20 protein-coding genes are annotated in these 18834 nt (G+C 39.7%); 13 read left to right on the forward strand and 7 right to left on the reverse strand.

Annotated elements, in window-relative coordinates; translation table 11 throughout:
* Position 1 precedes the first annotated feature (1 nt).
* From lpxA to SULBA_RS01025, 6 genes are read left to right on the forward strand one after another with little or no spacing between them, the layout of a single operon-like run.
* Positions 2–793, forward strand: coding sequence for an acyl-ACP--UDP-N-acetylglucosamine O-acyltransferase (gene lpxA, locus SULBA_RS01000; RefSeq protein ID WP_014768413.1), 792 nt, complete (start codon positions 2–4; stop codon positions 791–793).
* A complete protein-coding gene (clpX, locus tag SULBA_RS01005; RefSeq protein ID WP_014768414.1) occupies positions 783–2021 on the forward strand; it encodes an ATP-dependent Clp protease ATP-binding subunit ClpX in 1239 nt (412 codons plus the stop codon). Before lpxA ends, clpX begins: the two co-directional genes overlap by 11 nt.
* 21 nt (positions 2022–2042) lie before the next feature.
* The gene (locus SULBA_RS01010) at positions 2043–3077 is read left to right on the forward strand and encodes a rod shape-determining protein (RefSeq protein ID WP_014768415.1); all 1035 of its coding nucleotides are present in this window, start codon (positions 2043–2045) and stop codon (positions 3075–3077) included.
* Entirely contained in the window at positions 3070–3816 is a 747-nt protein-coding gene (gene mreC, locus SULBA_RS01015; RefSeq protein WP_014768416.1) for a rod shape-determining protein MreC, read from the forward strand. The genes SULBA_RS01010 and mreC overlap by 8 nt, the downstream gene beginning before the upstream one ends.
* Before the next feature lie 60 nt (positions 3817–3876).
* A complete protein-coding gene (gene carB / locus SULBA_RS01020) occupies positions 3877–7134 on the forward strand; it encodes a carbamoyl-phosphate synthase large subunit (protein ID WP_014768417.1) in 3258 nt (1085 codons plus the stop codon).
* A gap of 4 nt (positions 7135–7138) precedes the next feature.
* Positions 7139–7579 (forward strand): hypothetical protein, encoded by a 441-nt coding sequence (locus SULBA_RS01025; protein ID WP_014768418.1) that lies wholly within the window; start codon positions 7139–7141, stop codon positions 7577–7579.
* Positions 7580–7614: 35 nt separating this feature from the next.
* Here the strand turns inward: SULBA_RS01025 and SULBA_RS01030 are convergent, their stop codons facing one another.
* Genes SULBA_RS01030 through SULBA_RS01050 form a run of 5 tightly spaced genes read right to left on the reverse strand, consistent with a single transcriptional unit; the run spans position 7615 to position 10561 of the window.
* Positions 7615–7980: a NifB/NifX family molybdenum-iron cluster-binding protein gene (locus tag SULBA_RS01030; RefSeq protein WP_014768419.1), complete on the reverse strand. Its 366-nt coding sequence runs from the start codon at positions 7978–7980 to the stop codon at positions 7615–7617.
* A gap of 50 nt (positions 7981–8030) precedes the next feature.
* The gene (locus SULBA_RS01035) at positions 8031–8369 is read right to left on the reverse strand and encodes a NifB/NifX family molybdenum-iron cluster-binding protein (RefSeq protein ID WP_014768420.1); all 339 of its coding nucleotides are present in this window, start codon (positions 8367–8369) and stop codon (positions 8031–8033) included.
* Position 8370: 1 nt separating this feature from the next.
* Positions 8371–9249 carry an ATP-binding protein gene (locus SULBA_RS01040; RefSeq protein ID WP_014768421.1) on the reverse strand — a complete coding sequence of 293 codons (879 nt, stop codon included), beginning with the start codon at positions 9247–9249 and terminating at the stop codon, positions 8371–8373.
* Positions 9246–10112, reverse strand: a complete 867-nt coding sequence (locus SULBA_RS01045) for an ATP-binding protein (RefSeq protein ID WP_014768422.1) — start codon at positions 10110–10112, stop codon at positions 9246–9248. Before SULBA_RS01045 ends, SULBA_RS01040 begins: the two co-directional genes overlap by 4 nt.
* Positions 10109–10561, reverse strand: coding sequence for a DUF134 domain-containing protein (locus SULBA_RS01050; RefSeq protein ID WP_014768423.1), 453 nt, complete (start codon positions 10559–10561; stop codon positions 10109–10111). The genes SULBA_RS01045 and SULBA_RS01050 overlap by 4 nt, the downstream gene beginning before the upstream one ends.
* Positions 10562–10696: 135 nt before the next feature.
* Between SULBA_RS01050 and SULBA_RS01055 the strand changes: the two genes are divergently transcribed.
* The 3 genes from SULBA_RS01055 (at position 10697) to SULBA_RS12690 (ending at position 13838) form a co-directional block, all read left to right on the forward strand.
* On the forward strand, positions 10697–11224 hold the full coding sequence (locus SULBA_RS01055; RefSeq protein ID WP_014768424.1) for a hypothetical protein: 528 nt from the start codon (positions 10697–10699) through the stop codon (positions 11222–11224).
* A 77-nt stretch (positions 11225–11301) separates the two neighbouring features.
* Positions 11302–12138, forward strand: a complete 837-nt coding sequence (locus SULBA_RS01060; RefSeq protein WP_014768425.1) for an MBL fold metallo-hydrolase — start codon at positions 11302–11304, stop codon at positions 12136–12138.
* Between the two features lie 200 nt (positions 12139–12338).
* Positions 12339–13838, forward strand: coding sequence for a DUF2971 domain-containing protein (locus SULBA_RS12690; RefSeq protein WP_014768426.1), 1500 nt, complete (start codon positions 12339–12341; stop codon positions 13836–13838).
* Positions 13839–14013: 175 nt separating this feature from the next.
* Here SULBA_RS12690 and SULBA_RS01070 read toward each other — a convergent pair whose 3' ends face one another.
* Both SULBA_RS01070 and surE read right to left on the reverse strand, forming a co-directional pair.
* Positions 14014–14658, reverse strand: a complete 645-nt coding sequence (locus SULBA_RS01070; RefSeq protein WP_014768427.1) for a tRNA threonylcarbamoyladenosine dehydratase — start codon at positions 14656–14658, stop codon at positions 14014–14016.
* Positions 14651–15442, reverse strand: coding sequence for a 5'/3'-nucleotidase SurE (gene surE / locus SULBA_RS01075; protein ID WP_014768428.1), 792 nt, complete (start codon positions 15440–15442; stop codon positions 14651–14653). Before surE ends, SULBA_RS01070 begins: the two co-directional genes overlap by 8 nt.
* Before the next feature lie 95 nt (positions 15443–15537).
* Here surE and lpxB point away from each other — a divergent pair, with 95 nt between their 5' ends.
* From lpxB to SULBA_RS01095, 4 genes are read left to right on the forward strand one after another with little or no spacing between them, the layout of a single operon-like run.
* Positions 15538–16569: a lipid-A-disaccharide synthase gene (gene lpxB, locus SULBA_RS01080; RefSeq protein ID WP_014768429.1), complete on the forward strand. Its 1032-nt coding sequence runs from the start codon at positions 15538–15540 to the stop codon at positions 16567–16569.
* A gap of 26 nt (positions 16570–16595) precedes the next feature.
* A complete protein-coding gene (gene greA, locus SULBA_RS01085) occupies positions 16596–17102 on the forward strand; it encodes a transcription elongation factor GreA (protein WP_014768430.1) in 507 nt (168 codons plus the stop codon).
* Entirely contained in the window at positions 17099–18103 is a 1005-nt protein-coding gene (gene argC, locus SULBA_RS01090) for an N-acetyl-gamma-glutamyl-phosphate reductase (protein WP_014768431.1), read from the forward strand. Before greA ends, argC begins: the two co-directional genes overlap by 4 nt.
* A complete protein-coding gene (locus SULBA_RS01095; RefSeq protein WP_245391423.1) occupies positions 18069–18830 on the forward strand; it encodes a UDP-2,3-diacylglucosamine diphosphatase in 762 nt (253 codons plus the stop codon). Before argC ends, SULBA_RS01095 begins: the two co-directional genes overlap by 35 nt.
* The last annotated feature ends 4 nt before the right edge of the window (positions 18831–18834 follow it).

Genomic DNA, 18834 nt, shown 5'->3' on the forward strand with positions numbered 1-18834 from the left:
GATGCCAAAAATTCACCCAAGCGCTATTGTGGAAGAGGGAGCATTGCTTGAAGCCAATGTTGAGGTGGGTGCCTTTTGTTTTATCTCCAAAAATGCAAAAATAGGTGAGGGAACAAAAATCGCTCAGGGGTCGCATATTTATGGCAACACGACGATTGGAAAATATAATGAAATTTTTTCACACGCTGTTTTGGGGTCCATTCCTCAAGATTTAAAATATGCGGGTGAAGAGGTTGAACTGATTATTGGTGATTATAATAAAATACGTGAATTTACACTGTTTAATCCAGGCACACTGGGTGGTGGCAGTCAAACTGTGATTGGAAATCACAATTTATTTATGGGGTATGTACATGTTGGTCATGATGTACACATCGGAAATCACTGTATTTTAGCCAATGCTGCAACCCTTGCAGGACATGTGGAGTTGGGAAGTTATGCTGTAATCGGGGGGATGACACCTGTACACCAGTTTGTAAAAATTGGAGATTTTGCCATGATCGCAGGAGCCTCCGCACTTTCACAAGATATTCCACCGTTTTGTTTAGCAGAGGGCAATCGTGCTATTTTAAGAGGTTTAAATCTTAATGGTTTACGTCGTCACTTTGAACGCCCCGATATTGATGCTTTGCGTGGAGCGTATCGAAAATTATTTGAAGCAGGCAAACCGCTTCAAGAAGTTGCTTCTACACTTTTAGAGAGTGAAGGCAATGACAAAGTGATACAGATGTGTCGTTTTATTGTGGATTCAACCCGTGGGATTCCATTTGAGAGGAAAAATAATGTTGAGTAGAGAATGTAGTTTTTGTGGAACCAAAGAGAGTAATGACACCCGTTTGATTGCGGGAGATGATGTATTTATTTGTGAGCATTGTGTGATTTCTGCGTACAAGATTTTTTTTGGTGAAATTCCAGAGTCTTCAGCTTCACAGCAACCACAAGGTGAGTCTTTTAACCCAACCGTACTTGCTCCCAAAGAGTTAAAAAAAGTATTGGATGATTTTGTCATTGGGCAAGATCAAGCCAAAAAGATTTTTTCCGTGGGTGTGTATAATCATTATAAACGTATTTTTAAACAAAGTAGTGTTGCGGATGATACAGAAATATCAAAATCAAACATCTTACTCATTGGACCAACAGGAAGTGGCAAAACGCTAATGGCACAGACCTTAGCTCGCTTTTTAGATGTGCCTATTGCCATTTCAGATGCGACCAGCTTGACAGAAGCGGGGTATGTGGGTGAAGATGTTGAAAATATTTTGACAAAGCTTTTACAATGCGCCAACGGAGATATTAAAAAAGCAGAGCAAGGCATTGTTTTTATCGATGAGATTGACAAAATTGCACGTATGAGTGAAAACCGCTCGATTACCCGTGATGTTTCAGGGGAAGGTGTTCAGCAAGCACTCTTAAAAATCATTGAGGGTAGTGTTGTTAATATTCCACCCAAAGGTGGACGTAAACACCCAAATCAAGATTTTATTCAAATCGATACCACTAACATTTTATTTGTTTGTGCAGGTGCGTTTGATGGTTTGGAAGAAATTGTAAAGCGACGTATCGGGAAAAATGTTTTAGGATTTGAGCAAGAAAAACGTACAAAGAGCCAAGATGAAGGACTTTTTGATTTGGTAGAACCTGATGATTTAGTGCATTATGGTCTGATTCCAGAGCTCATTGGACGCTTACATGTAAGTGCAAAACTCTCCTCTATTACGAAAGAAGATATGGTACGCATTTTAACAGAACCTAAAAATGCTATTTATAAACAGTATCAGAAACTCTTTGCGATTGACACGGTAGAACTTACCTTTGAAAAAGAAGCGCTGGAGGCTGTAGCTGAACTTGCTATTAAACGTAAAACAGGTGCACGTGGGCTTCGAAGCATTATGGAAGAGATGATGGTTGATGTGATGTATGAACTTCCTGAATTAGAGGGGTATGAAGTGGTGGTTACCAAAGATGCTGTCCAAAAAGGTGAAAAGCCTCTTTATATTAAAAAAGACAAAAAAAGCGCGTAAACGTAAAAAAGGATAGATGAGATGATTTTAGACAAAGTGATAGGATTTTTTTCAAGCGATATGAGTATCGACCTTGGAACTGCCAACACCTTAGTGTTGGTCAAGGGGAAAGGTATTATTATCAATGAGCCTTCCGTTGTCGCAGTACAACGCAATCGTTATGGTAAGCAAAATATTCTAGCTGTAGGAAAAGAAGCAAAAAATATGGTGGGAAAAACACCAGGCGACATTGAAGCGATTCGTCCGATGCGTGATGGCGTGATTGCTGATTTTGATATGACGGAAAAGATGATTCGTTACTTCATTGAAAAAGCACACCGTAGAAAAAGTTTTTTACGTCCTCGTATTATCATCTGTGTTCCCTATGGTCTGACACAAGTGGAGCGTAAAGCGGTACGTGAGTCTGCGATGAGCGCAGGGGCTCGTGAAGTTTTTTTAATTGAAGAGCCTATGGCTGCAGCGATTGGTGCGGGGCTTCCGATTCGTGAACCCCAAGGTAGTTTGGTGGTCGATATTGGTGGTGGCACAACTGAAATTGGTGTCGTCTCCTTAGGTGGTTTGGTGATTAGTAAATCCATTCGTGTTGCAGGCGATAAGATTGATATGGCGATTGTAGATTATGTGAAGAAAAAATACAACCTTCTTATTGGTGAGCGAACAGGCGAAGAGATTAAAATAGCTATTGGTACAGCCATTCCAATTGAAGAACCTCTTTCCATGATGGTTAAAGGACGAGATCAAGTGAGTGGATTATTAAGCCGTATTGAGCTTACCAGTGAAGATGTAAGAGATGCGATTAAAGAACCACTGAAAGAGATTGCCGATGCACTCAAAGATGTGCTTGAAGTGATGCCTCCTGATTTAGCAGGGGATATTGTTGAAAATGGTGTTGTTTTAACAGGTGGCGGTGCACTTATCCGTGGATTTGATAAGTATCTCTCAGACATTGTTAAATTACCTGTTTTTGTTGCAGATGAGCCACTTCTAGCCGTTGCTAAAGGAACAGGTAAAGCACTCGAAGAGATTGATTTATTACAACAATTATCGAATGAATAAAATTAAGATTATTTTAGTGTGTGTGGCTTTTGTGGTCGTATCGTTTCGATACGGCACAGAAGCACGACATTTTATTGGCGGAATAAACAATAAAATCTTAGAAACATATTTAGATATTAAAAATACAGTGACTCAAAAAATTGATGAGCATATTAGCCAAACAGAAGAAATTAAGCGTTTGAGAGCAGAAAATCAAACTTTACAAAAATCAGCTGTTTTATCTATTGCATTTGCAAGTAAATTAAACGATCTTTTAAAAGAGCATAATATTGCTAGATATTATCCAAACGTAGAATTGGTTGAAACTATTGGGTATTCAAACCTCAATGATTATGGCAAAGTGTGGCTTCGTTTTAATGATTTTAATCAAAGTAAAATATATGGGCTTTTGCAAGAGGGATATGCCACAGGTATTGTGGTAGCAAGTGATGGGCATCCTCAAGCTTTATTGTTAAGCGATCCAAAATCAATTTTTGCAGTGTATGTGGGCGAGAGTAAAATGCAAGGCATTATGCAAGGAAATCGTAAAGAAGTCTTAGTGAAATATCTTTCTCAGTGGCTACAACCTCAAATTGGTGATGAGGTTATAACCAGTGGATTAGATGGAATCTTTTTTGAGGGAATTAAAGTGGGTGTGGTTTCTAAAGTCATTGAAGAAGAGTCTTCAAAAACCGTTGTGATAACCCCCTATGTCACACCGCATGTACCATCGTATATGCATGTGATTAAGCAAAATTAATATTGAATCCAGTCTCTTTGGATATTGGCTTGAATATTACATGTAGATTAAAGGAAAGAGATGCCAAAACGTCAAGATATTAAAACCATATTATTAATCGGATCAGGTCCTATTGTTATCGGACAGGCATGTGAATTTGACTATTCAGGAACACAAGCAGCCAAAACGCTTAAAGAGCTTGGATACCGAGTCGTATTGGTAAACTCCAATCCAGCGACCATTATGACCGATCCTGAATTTGCAGACCGTACGTATATTGAACCAATTACGCCTGAAGTGATCGCACGCATTATTGAAAAAGAGAGTGTGGACGCCGTACTTCCAACGATGGGTGGACAAACCGCACTTAATGTTGCGATGACGATGCACGAACAAGGTATGCTCACGAATGTTATCTTTTTAGGTGCGAACCCAGAAGCGATTAAAAAAGGTGAAGACAGACAAGCCTTTAAAGAGGCGATGATCAAAATTGGGATGGATTTACCGATTAGCGCTTATGCGTATAACATGGAAGATGCGTATGCCGCAGCGGAGAAAATTGGCTTTCCTCTCATCATTCGTGCATCCTATACGCTAGCAGGTGGGGGAAGTGGTGTGGCATATAACATTGATGAATTCAAAGAACTTGCGATGGCAGGACTGGATGCGAGTCCGATTAATGAGATTTTGATCGAAGAGTCACTGCTTGGTTGGAAAGAGTATGAGATGGAAGTGATTCGTGATCGTGCCGATAACTGCATCATCGTCTGCTCTATCGAAAACTTTGACCCCATGGGTGTTCATACGGGAGATTCCATTACCATTGCACCAGCGCTTACCTTGACCGATAAAGAGTACCAACGTATGCGCAATGCCTCATTTGCGATTCTTCGTGAAATTGGTGTGGATACGGGGGGAAGTAACGTACAATTTTCTATCTGCCCTGAAACGGGTCGTATGACGGTTATCGAGATGAACCCACGTGTAAGCCGTAGCTCTGCACTTGCTTCTAAAGCGACGGGGTATCCTATCGCCAAAGTAGCAACACTTTTAGCGGTTGGTTTTACACTCGATGAGATTAAAAATGACATCACAGGAACGGCGGCAAGTTTTGAGCCTGTTATTGACTACATCGTGACTAAAATTCCTCGTTTTACCTTTGAAAAATTCCCATTAGCGGATTCTACACTGACCACTTCGATGAAGAGCGTGGGTGAAGTGATGGCGATTGGTCGAACGTTTAAAGAGTCTTTCCAAAAAGCGCTCTGTTCCCTTGAGACGAACCTTAGCGGTTTTGAGAGTATGAAAGTGGATGAAGATAAACTCAAAAATGAGATCAGAAGACCCAATGCCGATAGAGCACTCTATGTCGGTGAAGCGTTCCGTCGAGGTTATAGCGTGGAAGATGTCTTCAACTTAAGTAAAATTGATCCATGGTTTTTAAATCAAATCAAAGAGATTATTGATTTTGAGAAAAAGATTGATATGTTCATTCTTAACGATGAAAAACTCTTACGTCAAGCCAAAACGATGGGCTTCTCTGATAAGATGATCGCCAAACTGATCAACAAAGAGGACAATTTAGAGCTCACGACCAATGACATCTATTTTGCACGTAACAAACTGAACATTGACTTTGAGTACAATGAAGTCGATACATGTGCAGCAGAGTTTAAAGCCCTCACCCCGTACCTTTACTCCACGACCAATGTGACCAAACTGCCTTTACATGTAAACGAAAAAGAGACACAGAAAAAAGTCATGATTATCGGCGGTGGACCTAACCGTATTGGTCAAGGCATCGAGTTTGACTACTGTTGTGTCCATGCGGCATATGCGCTGGGTGATTTGGGCGTTAAAACCATTATGTACAACTGTAACCCTGAAACCGTTTCGACCGATTATGATACCAGCGATATTCTTTACTTTGAACCAATTGATTTTGAACACGTCAGAAGCGTGGTAGAAAAAGAGAACCCCGATGGCGTTATCGTGCATTTTGGTGGTCAAACACCGCTTAAATTAGCAAAGAAACTCACCGTGATGGGTGCGAAAATTATCGGTACCACAGCACGTGTGATCGACATGGCAGAAGATAGAGAGAAATTCTCACAATTTATTACCGAAAACAACATCAAACAACCCAACAATGCCACCGCAACGAGCGAAGAAGAGGCGATAGAAAAAGCTAAAGAGATCGGCTATCCTGTTTTGGTACGTCCAAGTTATGTTCTGGGTGGAAGGGCGATGCGTATCGTTTACAATGAGAGCGAACTTCGTACGTATATGAACGAAGCAGTCAGCGTAAGCCACAATTCACCTGTTCTTATCGATCAATTCCTTGATCGTGCCATTGAAGTGGATGTCGATGCGATTTGTGATGGTAAAGAGGTGTACATCGGTGGCATTATGCAACACATTGAAGAAGCAGGTATTCACAGTGGCGATAGCGCATGTTCTTTGCCTTCTATCTCTTTGAGTGATGAGATTCTTACCAAAATTGAGTCTCAAACCAAACGAATCGCCCTTAACCTAGGCGTTGTTGGTTTGATGAACATTCAATACGCCATCTATCAAGACGATGTTTACATGATCGAAGTCAATCCTCGTGCGAGTCGTACAGTGCCATTTGTGAGTAAAGCAACAGGCATTCCGATGGCAAAAGTGGCGACACGTGTCATGTACCAAGGAAATCTCAGAGAAGCGCTTGCTTTTTACGATAAATTTGACGTGGTACGTGAAGGTAATGGCATCTTAAAACCGAAGAAATTCGACCACGTTGCGGTGAAAGAAGCGGTATTCCCGTTCAATAAACTTCAAGGCGCAGACCTTATCTTAGGACCTGAGATGAAATCAACGGGTGAGGTTATGGGCATTAGCCGCAACTTCCCAGCTTCGTTTGCAAAAAGCCAAATTGCTTCTGCAAACGTGCTTCCCAAAAGCGGTTCCGTCTTTATCTCGTTAGTAGACATCGACAAATCCTTTGCCAAAGAAATCGGTACAAAATTTGAGGCTTTGGGCTTTAAAGTTATCGCAACAGGTGGCACGCACAAAGCACTTCAAGAAGCAGGTGTGAACGCAGAGTTTGTCTATAAAATCTCTGAAGGCAGACCAAACATCGAAGATAAACTCAAAAATGGTGACATTGCTTTGGTGATTAACACGAGTGATAATAAATCAAGCAAAGACGATGCGAAGAAAATTCGCCAAGCCGTGTTGCGCTTTAAGATTCCTTACTTTACCACCGTTGCCGCAGCCGCAGCTGCAGCCACTGCGATAGAGTACATCCAAGACAAAAGCGCACTTGAGCCACGTGCGTTACAAGACTATCTAAATTAAAACCATGAACCCCAAGCTTGTTTATCTCGCCCAAACAGAGACAACAGCAGGGTTCCTCTCTCAAAATGCTGAAGCACTTATCAAGACGAAAAACCGCCCAAGCGGTAAATCGTTTTTGATGAGTGTGGATTCACTCACCACCCTTCGTCATTTTACCAGAGTTCCAAAACGCCATAAAAACCGTGTCCGCAGAGCCCAAAAAACAACCTTTGCTTATCCGTGTGGACTAGCGATTCGTGTGGTCAAAGATGAAGCACATTTGCAGTTTCTACGAAAATTAAAATGGAGTTATTCGACTTCGTCAAACCCTAGTGGAAAGGGCTTTGATGAAGTGTATGCCAAAGAAAAAGCCGATGTGATTATCTTTACATGTAAGGATTTTTTTGAGGCGAAACCTTCATCTATTTTTAGAGTAGGCACTGTGAGATTGAAGAGGCTTCGATAACTAAGAAGGCCACGCCAAAACGTAGCCTAAGATGTTTATTTATGACTGCACGTATGGTTTGGATTGATTTTTGCAACATTTCCTGCTAAAAATGCACGCAAAGAGTCTTCTAAAATTTCATTTTTATCATCAAAATAGACGTCAATACCAATGGCTAAAAACTTTTTCAAAGGTTCCCCACCAATACCACCAACAATTAAAACATCCGCTCCTAGGGATTGAATGTTATTGACCGCATCTGAACATGCCCCTGTCACATGCCCTGGGTTTTTATGAATCGCTACATCTTTTACAACACTATCTTCAACAGTGATCACCGTATAATAATTTGCTTTACCAAAATGCGCACCACGTTTGGCACCTAAGCCCTCATCTTTTGTTGTAGGAAATACAATAATCATAACTTAACCTTTTATTTATTTTTTGAAATAGTTATTTTAACGCTTTTAAACTAAAACTTTTCCAGTGCACCCTCTTGATACGCTTTATACGCTTCAGCCACACTCATCTCTCCTGCGCCCACGTAGATAACCGTATTCATTTGTGCTAACACTGCACGGGCATTTTCTCCTGGACCATTGCCTGTAATGATGACATCCACCCCCAAATCTGCCATGAGTTTTGCCATTTTAGGACCCGCTCCATGTTCTTGATTGACAATTTCACGGTTGTCGTGAATGGTGATTTGCCCACTTTGCTCATCAAAAATAAGGACATAATAGGTACGTCCAAAGCGTGCTTCCATCATTGATTCCCATGCAGGATCAACCGTTGTAAAGGCTAGTTTCATTTTATACTCCTAATGTGTTTTTTATGGTTTCAAAACTTTCTTCAAGTAACTTTTTTAAAGGCACATCGCTGTATTCACTAATGGTTTTGGCTTCAACCATCGCTTGTGTGAAGGCTTTAGTGTAAGGGATATTTTTTACATGTAAAATGGATTCTTCCCTTAAAAAGGCTTCAATTTCCTCACACACTTTAGGGTTTAGGTCGGCTTTATTGATGATACATCCTGCTTTAATGCGAAACTTTTTCACCACTTCATAAACCCGTTTTAAATCGTGCAATCCTGAGAGGGTTGGCTCTGTGACCAACAGTACAAAGTTTGCCCCACTTAAAGAAGAGACCACAGGACAGCCAATGCCAGGTGAGCCATCGACAATCATTAAAGCTTTGTTTTTCTCCAGTGCAATCGCTTTTCCCTCTTTTTTGACCTTGGCGACCAATTTACCTGAATTCTCCGCTCCAATGCCAAGCTTTGCGTGAATCATATCGCTTCCGTATTTTGTAGAGGAGTGAAACCAAGCACCTGCCAAACGCTCGTTCATCGAAATCGCCTTTGGACGACACACTTTTTCACAGTACCCACACCCTTCACACGAGAGTTCATCAATGACATAACGCCCTTTTTCAAAGCGTATCGCATCAAAACGACACACATCGGCACAGCGACCACAATTGCGACACGCTTCTTCATCGATGTGGGCTAAAAGACCGCTGTAAAAATCCTCTTTATGAGCAAAGTCTGGCTGAAGTAACAAGTGCATATCCGCTGCATCCACATCGCAATCCACCACCACGCACGACTCTTTAGCTAAACTAGCAAGGGCTGCGGTGATGGAGGTTTTTCCCGTACCCCCTTTGCCTGAAATAACCACTATCTCTTTCATTGTTCCACTCCTTGTGAGAAGTTCTTTACATGTAAAGCAATGTTTTGAATTTCATCTTTAAAGGATGGACTTTCTTTATAGATGAGTTTTCCCTCCGAATAGAGCTTTGCCGCTTCCATAAGATGAGGGATTTTCCCTAAAATTGGGATGTTTTCGCTTTGGCAGTAAGCCTCAACCTCGTCATTTCCCATACCATAACGGTTAATCACCACGCCAAACTTTTTCTTTAAAATGCGTGTCGTTTCCACCGCAAGCGTTAAATCATGCAAACCAAAAGGGGTAGGCTCTGTCACTAAAATAACAAAATCCGCATCTTTAATCGCCTCAATCACGGGGCATGATGTCCCTGGAGGTGAATCAAAAATCTTGATAGCCTCATCATCAAAATGTTGATCAACGTATTTTTTTGTTTGCGCAATCAACGAGACGGCCTGCTCTTCCCCAATGTTTAAACGCCCTTCCACAAACTCTATATCCCCCGCTAGAAAATGGCTGAGTTCGCCCATTTTTATAGGCTCCATCGGCAGTGAACCTGTCGGACAAAGCTCTGAACAGGCGTAACAACTGTGGCAGAGATTTTGGAAGACTAAAATTTCATTGGCAATGAAAAGCAAAGCGTTAAAATTACAATTTTGAACACACTCCGCACACAAGGTGCATGAAGTGCTATCCCAGCGTGGAATCATCTTCATTTTGTCTTCCTTGCGTAGAAGCTCTCCATTTAAAAAAAGATTTGAATTTGGCTCTTCCACGTCCAAATCAACTAAAACAACACGCTGGGTTTCTCCTAAATAGGTGGCTAAATTGGTGGAGAGGGTCGTTTTACCCGTTCCACCTTTACCGCTGGCTATGGCTATTTTCATGCTCCCTCCTCTTCTGTGTGATGACAACACGATCCATGCCCAAACCCTTTAGCAAAATCTATCAGTTCACTTGAATGACACAGAGGGCACTCTTTCTCTTCTTCATGGATACGTGCTCTAAAACGGTGGTTGCATGCCTTGCATTGGTAAACATTTTCTTTAAAATGCACACTTCCTCCATCAATCACCACCTTAGAGCCTTCAACAAGCATCAACGCCATTTTTTTGCGAGCTCGCTCTATCAGTCTGGTGAAGGTTGAGCGAGAAATACCCATCATCTCAGCTGCCTCTTCGTGTTCTAAGCCTTCATAATCCGCCAAACGAATCGCTTCGTACTCATCCAGTTCTAGGGTAATGGTTGCTAGTTTGGTGGCTGCGACACCTGCAGGCTTAAAGGTCGTAAATAAAGGAGGGTGACTCACCGCTCTTGCTTTTGGATTGCGTGCCATTTGGTTTCACCTTTCAATAAATTAAAGCCATTATAATACACATATGTGCATAATGTCAAGAGTTATTATTGACATATGTGCACTATGAAGGTATAATTTTTTTCAAACATATGTTTAAAATAAAGGGGTTTTGAGATGTTAAAAAAGCTCTTGCTTGTGCTCGGATTTGCCATTTTGGTGTTCATAGTTTATGCCATCTACACGCAGGTTACAAAAATCAGTTGTCGCTCTTTACGCCTTGAATGCCAAAAAGAAACGGTGGTGTTTGAACGTGTTTACTTCAAAGAAAAAATACATGCCTTTCAAGAAGCCATCCGTACACAAGGGCTTGTCGTAGACCTTGAGACACAAAAATCGCACTATGCTCCCTCAAAGCTTTTTGAGCGTTTAGACCTTAACGAAGTCCGAAATATCTTAATAAGAGAGTTTGGAGAAACACCCTCCAAAGACTCGCTTCGTTTACATGTACTGATATATGAAAACGACCCCCTAGACCCTGGAAAAAAAACCAAAGAAGCCAAACTTTATGCAGGGTATGTGGTGTTTAGCTTTTTTGAGGGAGCGGATTTGGTGTATAAAATTCAAATTGATTTTATGGATAAAGAGGGAGAAGATATTGCAAAACGCATTGCTTGTGCCAAAGCATCGTTGATGAACTTATAAACACTATTGATGTGTCAAACGCTGTTTCGAGGTAAATAAGAATTTAGAATAAATAGCTATACAAAGGAAAACATACCATGGAATTAAAAGTGTTAGTGGATAACAATACGATTATTGATCGTTATTTTTTGGCAGAACCTGCGGTTTCGTATCTCATTAGCGAGGGCGATACCAAAGTCTTATTTGATGTTGGGTACTCAGATATTTTTATCAAAAATGCGCAAAAAATGAATGAATCCCTCAAAGATATTGACTATGTGGTTATTTCTCATGGGCATAATGACCATACAGGCGGGTTAATCTCTTTGGCTACATTTTACGCTGAGGCAAAAGCTGAAAATATCCCATACTCTCATCCGACGCTTATTGCACATCCAGAGGCTTTTTTGCACAAAGAAGAGAGCGGTCAGTGTATTGGTTCAATGCTGGATCAAAAAAATGTTAGCAAATATTTTAAGACACAATGGAGTAGCAAACCCTTGTGGATAACACCTAAGTTAGTTTTTCTAGGAGAAATTGAAAGAACGAACGCTTTTGAAAATCTTGAACCAATGGGGCAGTACGAAACGGCAGATGCAATGAAAGATGATTATGTTAAGGATGATTCTGCATTGGTTTATCAATCAGCCCAAGGACTTGTTATCATCACGGGGTGTTCGCATTCAGGCATTTGCAATATTATTGAATATGCAAAAAAAGTGTGTAAGGATGAGAGAATTGTTGATATTATTGGCGGTTTTCATTTGCTTCATCCCAGTGCAATTCAAGCAGAGGGAACCTTAAAGTATTTTCATGAACAGCAGATAAAAACGATGCATCCTTGCCATTGCACCAGTTTAGAGTATAAAATCAAATTATCCAAAACAAGCGAGGTTTTAGATGTGGGTGTTGGACTTTCTCTTATGTACGAGTAACTTTTACATGTAAAGATAAAATGAGATAAAAACCAAAGAGCCAAAGTTTTCTATGGGCATTGGGTGTACAAAGGAGTAGTCCATAATATGATAAACTCTGATAAGAAAAAAAACTGATCGGATAAGTTTGTACCTCTAAAAATGATAAAGAAAACTTTAAATATTTTTTAAGATATATGAAGCAATGCTGAGGAAATAAAATGAAAAAGATATTTTATAGAATTAGAAATTTAAACAGTTTACTAGGAAAGTATAAAGAGTTAGAAAATCAAGAGATATTTTTTCAAACTCCTGAAAAACTAAATGATCCAATGGAAGGCTTTATGGATTTTGTTTTTGATGGGGATGAAATTGTATGGAGAAATTTTTTTGAACACTACATCTATTGTCTCAATAGCGTTTTTATGCTTTATTATAAGATCATTGGAGAAAAATTTATTTTTTCTAACGATATTATTCCTATTTTTCATAATCTTTATGATGTTAGGCAATCAAGTACATATATTGAGCTTCAAGATATTCCTAAAATATTCTTTGACTTATATGGAGATTTAATAGATAAAATTTCTAAAAGAACTACCGCAATTACAAAAAATGAATTTCTTAATTATCTATATACTTTTAATTATGATTTATTGGAGATTATTCAAAAAGTTTATGAAGCTAAAGGACTCATGCCTAAAAGAGAACAATTTATAGAAATTGATAAAAATAAAATACAAGAGATGATTAAAGCTATAGATGCTCTTGAGGAATTACAAAATGAGTATGGTGTTGAAAAAGTAAATATAATTCATCAAAATAATAAATCTTGGTATGACAAGTTAATGCTTGAGTTATCTTGTGTCTCAAAAATAGACCAAAACACCCCTAATAAATATTTTATAATGAATTTTCATACACATTATTTAGAAGCTTTACAAAAACTTGCATATCCAAAAATTTATGTTGCAAGTTTTTTAGAAGACTATCATAACTCATCTGTTTGGGGAAATTATGGAGAAAATCATAGCGGAGTTTGTTTAATATTTGAAGCTGATGAAAATAACAGTTTAAACTTTTTGAATGTTTTATCAGGAAATACACAAACAAAACAATCTATGAGGTTTCAAAAGGTAAATTATGATGGCAATTTTGAAGAGATAAATTTTTTTGAATCATTTGGATTATCGACTGAACCAACTGTAAACTCATGGTATATGGATGAAAATAAAAATAAGAGTAATTTATTTGATGAAGTGATCAATAATCAAGAAAAATGGCGTGATGTATTCTGGAGTAAATTAGAAAATAACAAATTAATAAAAACTAAAGACTGGAGCTATGAAAATGAGTACAGAATAACTTGGCATAGATTACAAAACTATGATATTGAAGAAAACTATAGAAAACTAAAATATGATTTTAATAGTTTAAAAGGTTTGATTTTTGGTATTAAAACTCCTCTAGAAAAAAAATGCGAAATAATAGAGATCATTAAAAAGAAATGCATGGAACATGAAAGATGTGAATTTGAATTTTATCAAGCTTATTATTGCAATAATAACAAGGATGTTAGAAAAGGGAAATTAAATATTGATATAGGTGTAACTCAAGAAAGTATTAGAACAAAGTTAAATTTAGAGTTTTTACAACATAAGTATAAAGCTATAGAATTAGAAAATAGACTAAATAAAATAATGGGCATTAAAGATGAATAAAGCGCAAAGAAAAGATAGGGACAAATAAATAGGGACAGGCAACAATATGACCACCATCAAACATTCAAACCCCACTTTACATGTAAGCTTTTTTTGAACACTCCCGACAAAATATCTTCTTATGAAAAGGGTTATTTTCAGTTTAAAATAGCCTCGCTATCTTTACATGTAAAGCCTACATTCTCCCCATAATCTTCCGAATCGCCAACGATGCCAGTGTGAAACCAAAAGCGCCTGTGACGCACATGAGGCTTCCTAACTCTTTACATGTAGGCTCTTCATCCGAATATACGGTGAGAAAATCTCCCTTAAAACCGCTCTTTTTCAGCTCATAACGCATTTTTTTCGCCAACGCATCGCCGTGGGTTTTCCAGATAGAAGCGGTGCGGATGCGAGTGGGGTCAAGTTTTTTGGCACTGCCGCTAGAACTTAAGAGTTTTTCGCTTGTTTGATGTGCAATAGCAACTTTGGCTGGCATATCATCAATGGCATCAATGACCACATCGTAGGGTGAAAAATCAAACGCTTCGACCCACGCAGGGGTGATAAGGACGTGAATGGGTCTGACATTGGGATACAAGGAGGCAAGGTGTGTGACCTTCACTTCGCCCACCGCTTCAGAACCCAATTGGCGGTTTTGGTTCGTGATGTCATAGACATCATCATCCACAATAGTAATGCACCCAATGCCTGTGCGAAAGAGTGCGTCCAAACAGACACTTCCTACCCCTCCCACACCCAAAAGTAAAACGTGAGCATTTTGGAGTTTCTCAAAATCCTCTCCTAAAACACGGCGCACTCTGGTAAAGCGATCATCCATTTTGAATCCATCGCTTTAAATTTTCTAGTTCATCGTGAGCGGTCATGTCGAGTTTTACAGGCGTAATAGAGATGTATCCCTCTTCAATGGCACTGAGATCACAGTCATTGTTTTCACTTTTAATCCATTCAAGCGTGTGTACACCCAGCCAATAATACTCCTCACCTCGTGGGTTGCGGTGCAGATGCGCGTCATTGCCATACATGCGGTGCCCCGCACGGGTGATTTTGTAGCCTTTACATTCGTTGGGGCTTAGAGGGGGAATATTGACATTTAAAAAGCGACGTTCACCTAAAGGGTAGGTGCCTTCCAAAATCTTTTTAGCCAAATCATACACGGTTTGCTCCGCCAAATCGTACCCATGACTCAGCTCAATATTTTGAGGACCTCCCACATAAACTTGCGATATTGCAATGGCAGGAACCCCATGCAATGCCGCTTCCATCGCAGCACTTGCTGTTCCACTGTAGGTGATGTCCTCTCCTAAGTTTGAGCCTTTATTGATGCCACTCACCACCAAATCAGGTTTACTATCACCTTCAAAAAGAGCGTTAATAGAGAGGTAAATACAATCCGTGGGTGTGCCATCGTCCAGTTTAAAAAAGTCATCTTCAAGGGAGATGAAACGAAGCGGACGGGTGAGGGTGAGGGAGTGCCCACACGCCGATTTCTCAGAGCTGGGTGCGACAATGGTGACATGCCCTAAAGGACGAAGTGCACGTGCTAAAGCGTGAAGCCCCGCACTTTCAAAGCCATCATCGTTGGTGATTAAAATGCGTTTCATAGAACCTACTTTTTGAGGTATTATAACGTAACAGACTTATAGTTTTAAGAGAGTTTTGTATAGACTTCGTGATAAAGAAGATAAAAGGCATTAATTTGAAATTATTGATTTCCGCACTTGAGCCATCGGCAAATTTGCACTTAGAACCAATTTTAAATGCGCTGGATAGCTGTGAAATTTACGGAGTATTTGATGAGCGCTTTGGAAAACCTGTGATGCCAAGCAAGGCATTTTCAATTATGGGGTTTTTAGACGCATTGCCCAAGATTCGTAAAGCAAAAAAAGCCATTAAAATTATGGCACGCATGAGTTTTTTCGTGGATAAAGTTATTTTAATCGATTCACCCGCATTTAATTTGCCTTTAGCCAAAGCGATTAAGACGATTAATCCCAATGTGCCAATTATTTATTATATTTTGCCAAAAGTGTGGGCGTGGAAGCCCAGTCGCATTAAAGCAATGGAGCGCTATTGTGATGTACTAGCCTCCATTTTTCCTTTTGAAGATCAGTTTTACACCAAATCAACCTATGTGGGCAATCCTTTATTGGATGAAATACCGCTTTTTAAATTGCAATGTGACACAAGTGGCGTGATTGCATTTTTGCCAGGAAGTCGTAAAAGTGAAATCAAAACGCTTTTTCCTATTTATAAAGCGTTGGCCAGTAAATTAGTAGGAAAAGAGAAAATTTTAGTGATTCCTCCCCATTTTGATTATCGAGAGATTGCAGAAATTTATGGGGATATTCATGATTTTAAAATTTGTCGCAATACCTATGAAGCCTTTGCAAAGAGTGAATTTGCCTTTATCTGTTCAGGCACAGCCACACTTGAAGCGGCCCTTGTAGGCGTTCCATTTGTGTTGGCGTACAAGGCTAAAGCGATTGATTATTGGATTGCAAAGCATTTCGTAAAACTCACGCACGTGGGTTTGGCAAATATTTTATTTGATTTTGCCAAGAAACCCTCTTTGCATCAAGAACTTTTGCAAGAAGATGTCAGTGTTGAGGGCTTATTGCATGCCTATAAAAGTGTCAATAAAGAAGCCTTTTTAACACAAGCCAAGGAGCTTCGGGGCATGTTAAAGCAAGGTTCCACAGAGGCAATGATAAGCATTATTAAGGCATAATACACGAAGAATAAAGGAGTGAAACAATGAACGCAACGAAAGAGCCAATGACCGAATATGGGTATAAAAAATTAACCGAAGAGTTAAATGATTTAAAAAAAAGACAGCGTCCAGAGACTGTTATAGAGCTTGATATTGCACGAAGTCATGGTGATTTAAAAGAGAATGCTGAATACCATGCTGCCAAAGAGAAATTGGCATTTATTGATGCACGTATTGCGGAGCTGAGTGATTTTGTCTCACGCTCTCAAGTCATTGATCCGAGCAGTTACGAACACGATAAAGTGCGTTTTGGCTCAACCATTACGTTAGAGAATTTGGAAACCAATGAAGAGGTAACGTACAGTATCGTGGGAAGTACCGAGAGCAATCCTGATTTGGGGCTTATCTCATACCATTCGCCACTTTCAAAACAGTTGATGGGTCGTTGCGTGGATGAAGAAGTTGTGATTAAATTGCCTGTAGGAACGCAAGAGTATGCCATTTTAAACATTACGTATTGTGAAATAGACTTTGAGGTGAAGTTCAAATGAGAGTAGCCATTATTGGGGCGAGTGGGTATACGGGCTTAGAGCTGATTAAGATGCTTATTTCCCATCCGCATTTTGAGATTACGTATATTGCAACCACTGAGGGTGGGGTGAAAGCCAGTGCATTGCATCCTAGTTTAGCAGGTGTGTTTGAACAAGAGGTTGTAAAAGCCGATGCCAAAGAGGTGGCACAACATGCGGATTTAGCATTTTTAGCCCTTCCTCATCAAGCTGCTATGGGATTTGCAAAAGAGCTTTTGGATTTACATGTAAAGGTGGTTGACCTCTCAGCGGATTATCGTTTGGAGCTTGAAGCGTATGAGAAACACTACTGCGAACATTTGGATAAAGAGCACCTAAGCGAGGCAGTGTATGGGTTGCCTGAAATTCACACTGCAAAAATTAAACAGGCTCGTTTAATTGCTAATCCTGGGTGTTATCCAACCGCTTCGTTGTTGGCAGTTTTACCGTTTCTTCCTTACTTAAAAAAAGAAGCACCTATTTTTATTGATGCGAAAAGTGGGGTTTCAGGTGCAGGTAAAAAACTTTCTCAAACATCACACTTTGTCACCATTAATGAAAATATTTTTGCCTACAACCCTTTAAAACACCGCCATGAACCAGAGATTGCTGAGAAAATTGCGCAGGTAAGTGGGCATGCATATGAAGTCAATTTTATCCCGCATCTTTTACCCGTGAGTCGAGGAATGTTGGTGAGCGCTTATTTGCAAACCACAGAGGTGCTTGATGCAAAAGCCCTGCTTGAGTCTTTTTATCAAGAGGCCCGTTTTGTGCGAGTCAGGGGAAATCCTGTGGATATTAAATCAGTAGCAGGAACCAATTTTTGCGATATTTTTGTCACACAAAAAGGCACATCGCTTTTTGTCTCTTCCGCCATTGATAACCTTCTTAGAGGTGCTTCCTCTCAAGCAGTGGTCAATGCCAACTTAATGTGTGGGTTTGAAGAGAGTGCTGGAATTCCCATTATTGCGTATGTCCCCTAATCTTTTAATTCACGAAGGAGCGCACTTTATCGCCGATGCGCATGATAGTTCTGAGCGCTCCTTTTTCTTAGAATACCTTTTACATGTAAAGAAAAATCCTCCATCCCAACTCTTCTTAATGGGTGATATGTTTGATTTGCTTGTGGGCGATGTGGTGTATGGGGTAAAAAAATATGAGCACTATATTGCTCTTATTGAAGAGATTGCGCAGGTGTGTGAGGTCTATTATTTTGAGGGAAATCATGACTTTCGTTTGGCTCAACTTTTTTTACATGTAAAGGTCATTTCCATTGAAGAACAACCCCTTACATGTAAGCTTCCCAGTGGAAAAACCTGCCTTTTATTGCACGGCGATAAATACGGTGATAGATTCAATCGTTTCTACACAAAACTCATACGAAACCCTTTCATTTTGAGCTTTTTAAATGGGTGTGATATGTTAAGCCAAGGCGCCATCTCAAAAGCAATTGAACAATCTCAATCCAAAAAGAATTTATGCAAACACATCTGCGATTTTACAACGCTGATACAACGCAAGCTCTTTTTATACCCTAAAGCAGAGGTAATCGCAGAAGGTCATTACCATCAGAATCACGCATTTATGGTATCTGGCGTTCATTACATAAATTTTTCATCTTTTGCGTGCAATCAAAGCTACTTTAGTGTACAATCTTCCTCAGAGACAGAATTTGCACCAATGCAATTTAGGTCATGTCCAAGCACATAAGGGG

It is taken from the genome of Sulfurospirillum barnesii SES-3, assembly GCF_000265295.1.
Classification (GTDB): domain Bacteria; phylum Campylobacterota; class Campylobacteria; order Campylobacterales; family Sulfurospirillaceae; genus Sulfurospirillum; species Sulfurospirillum barnesii.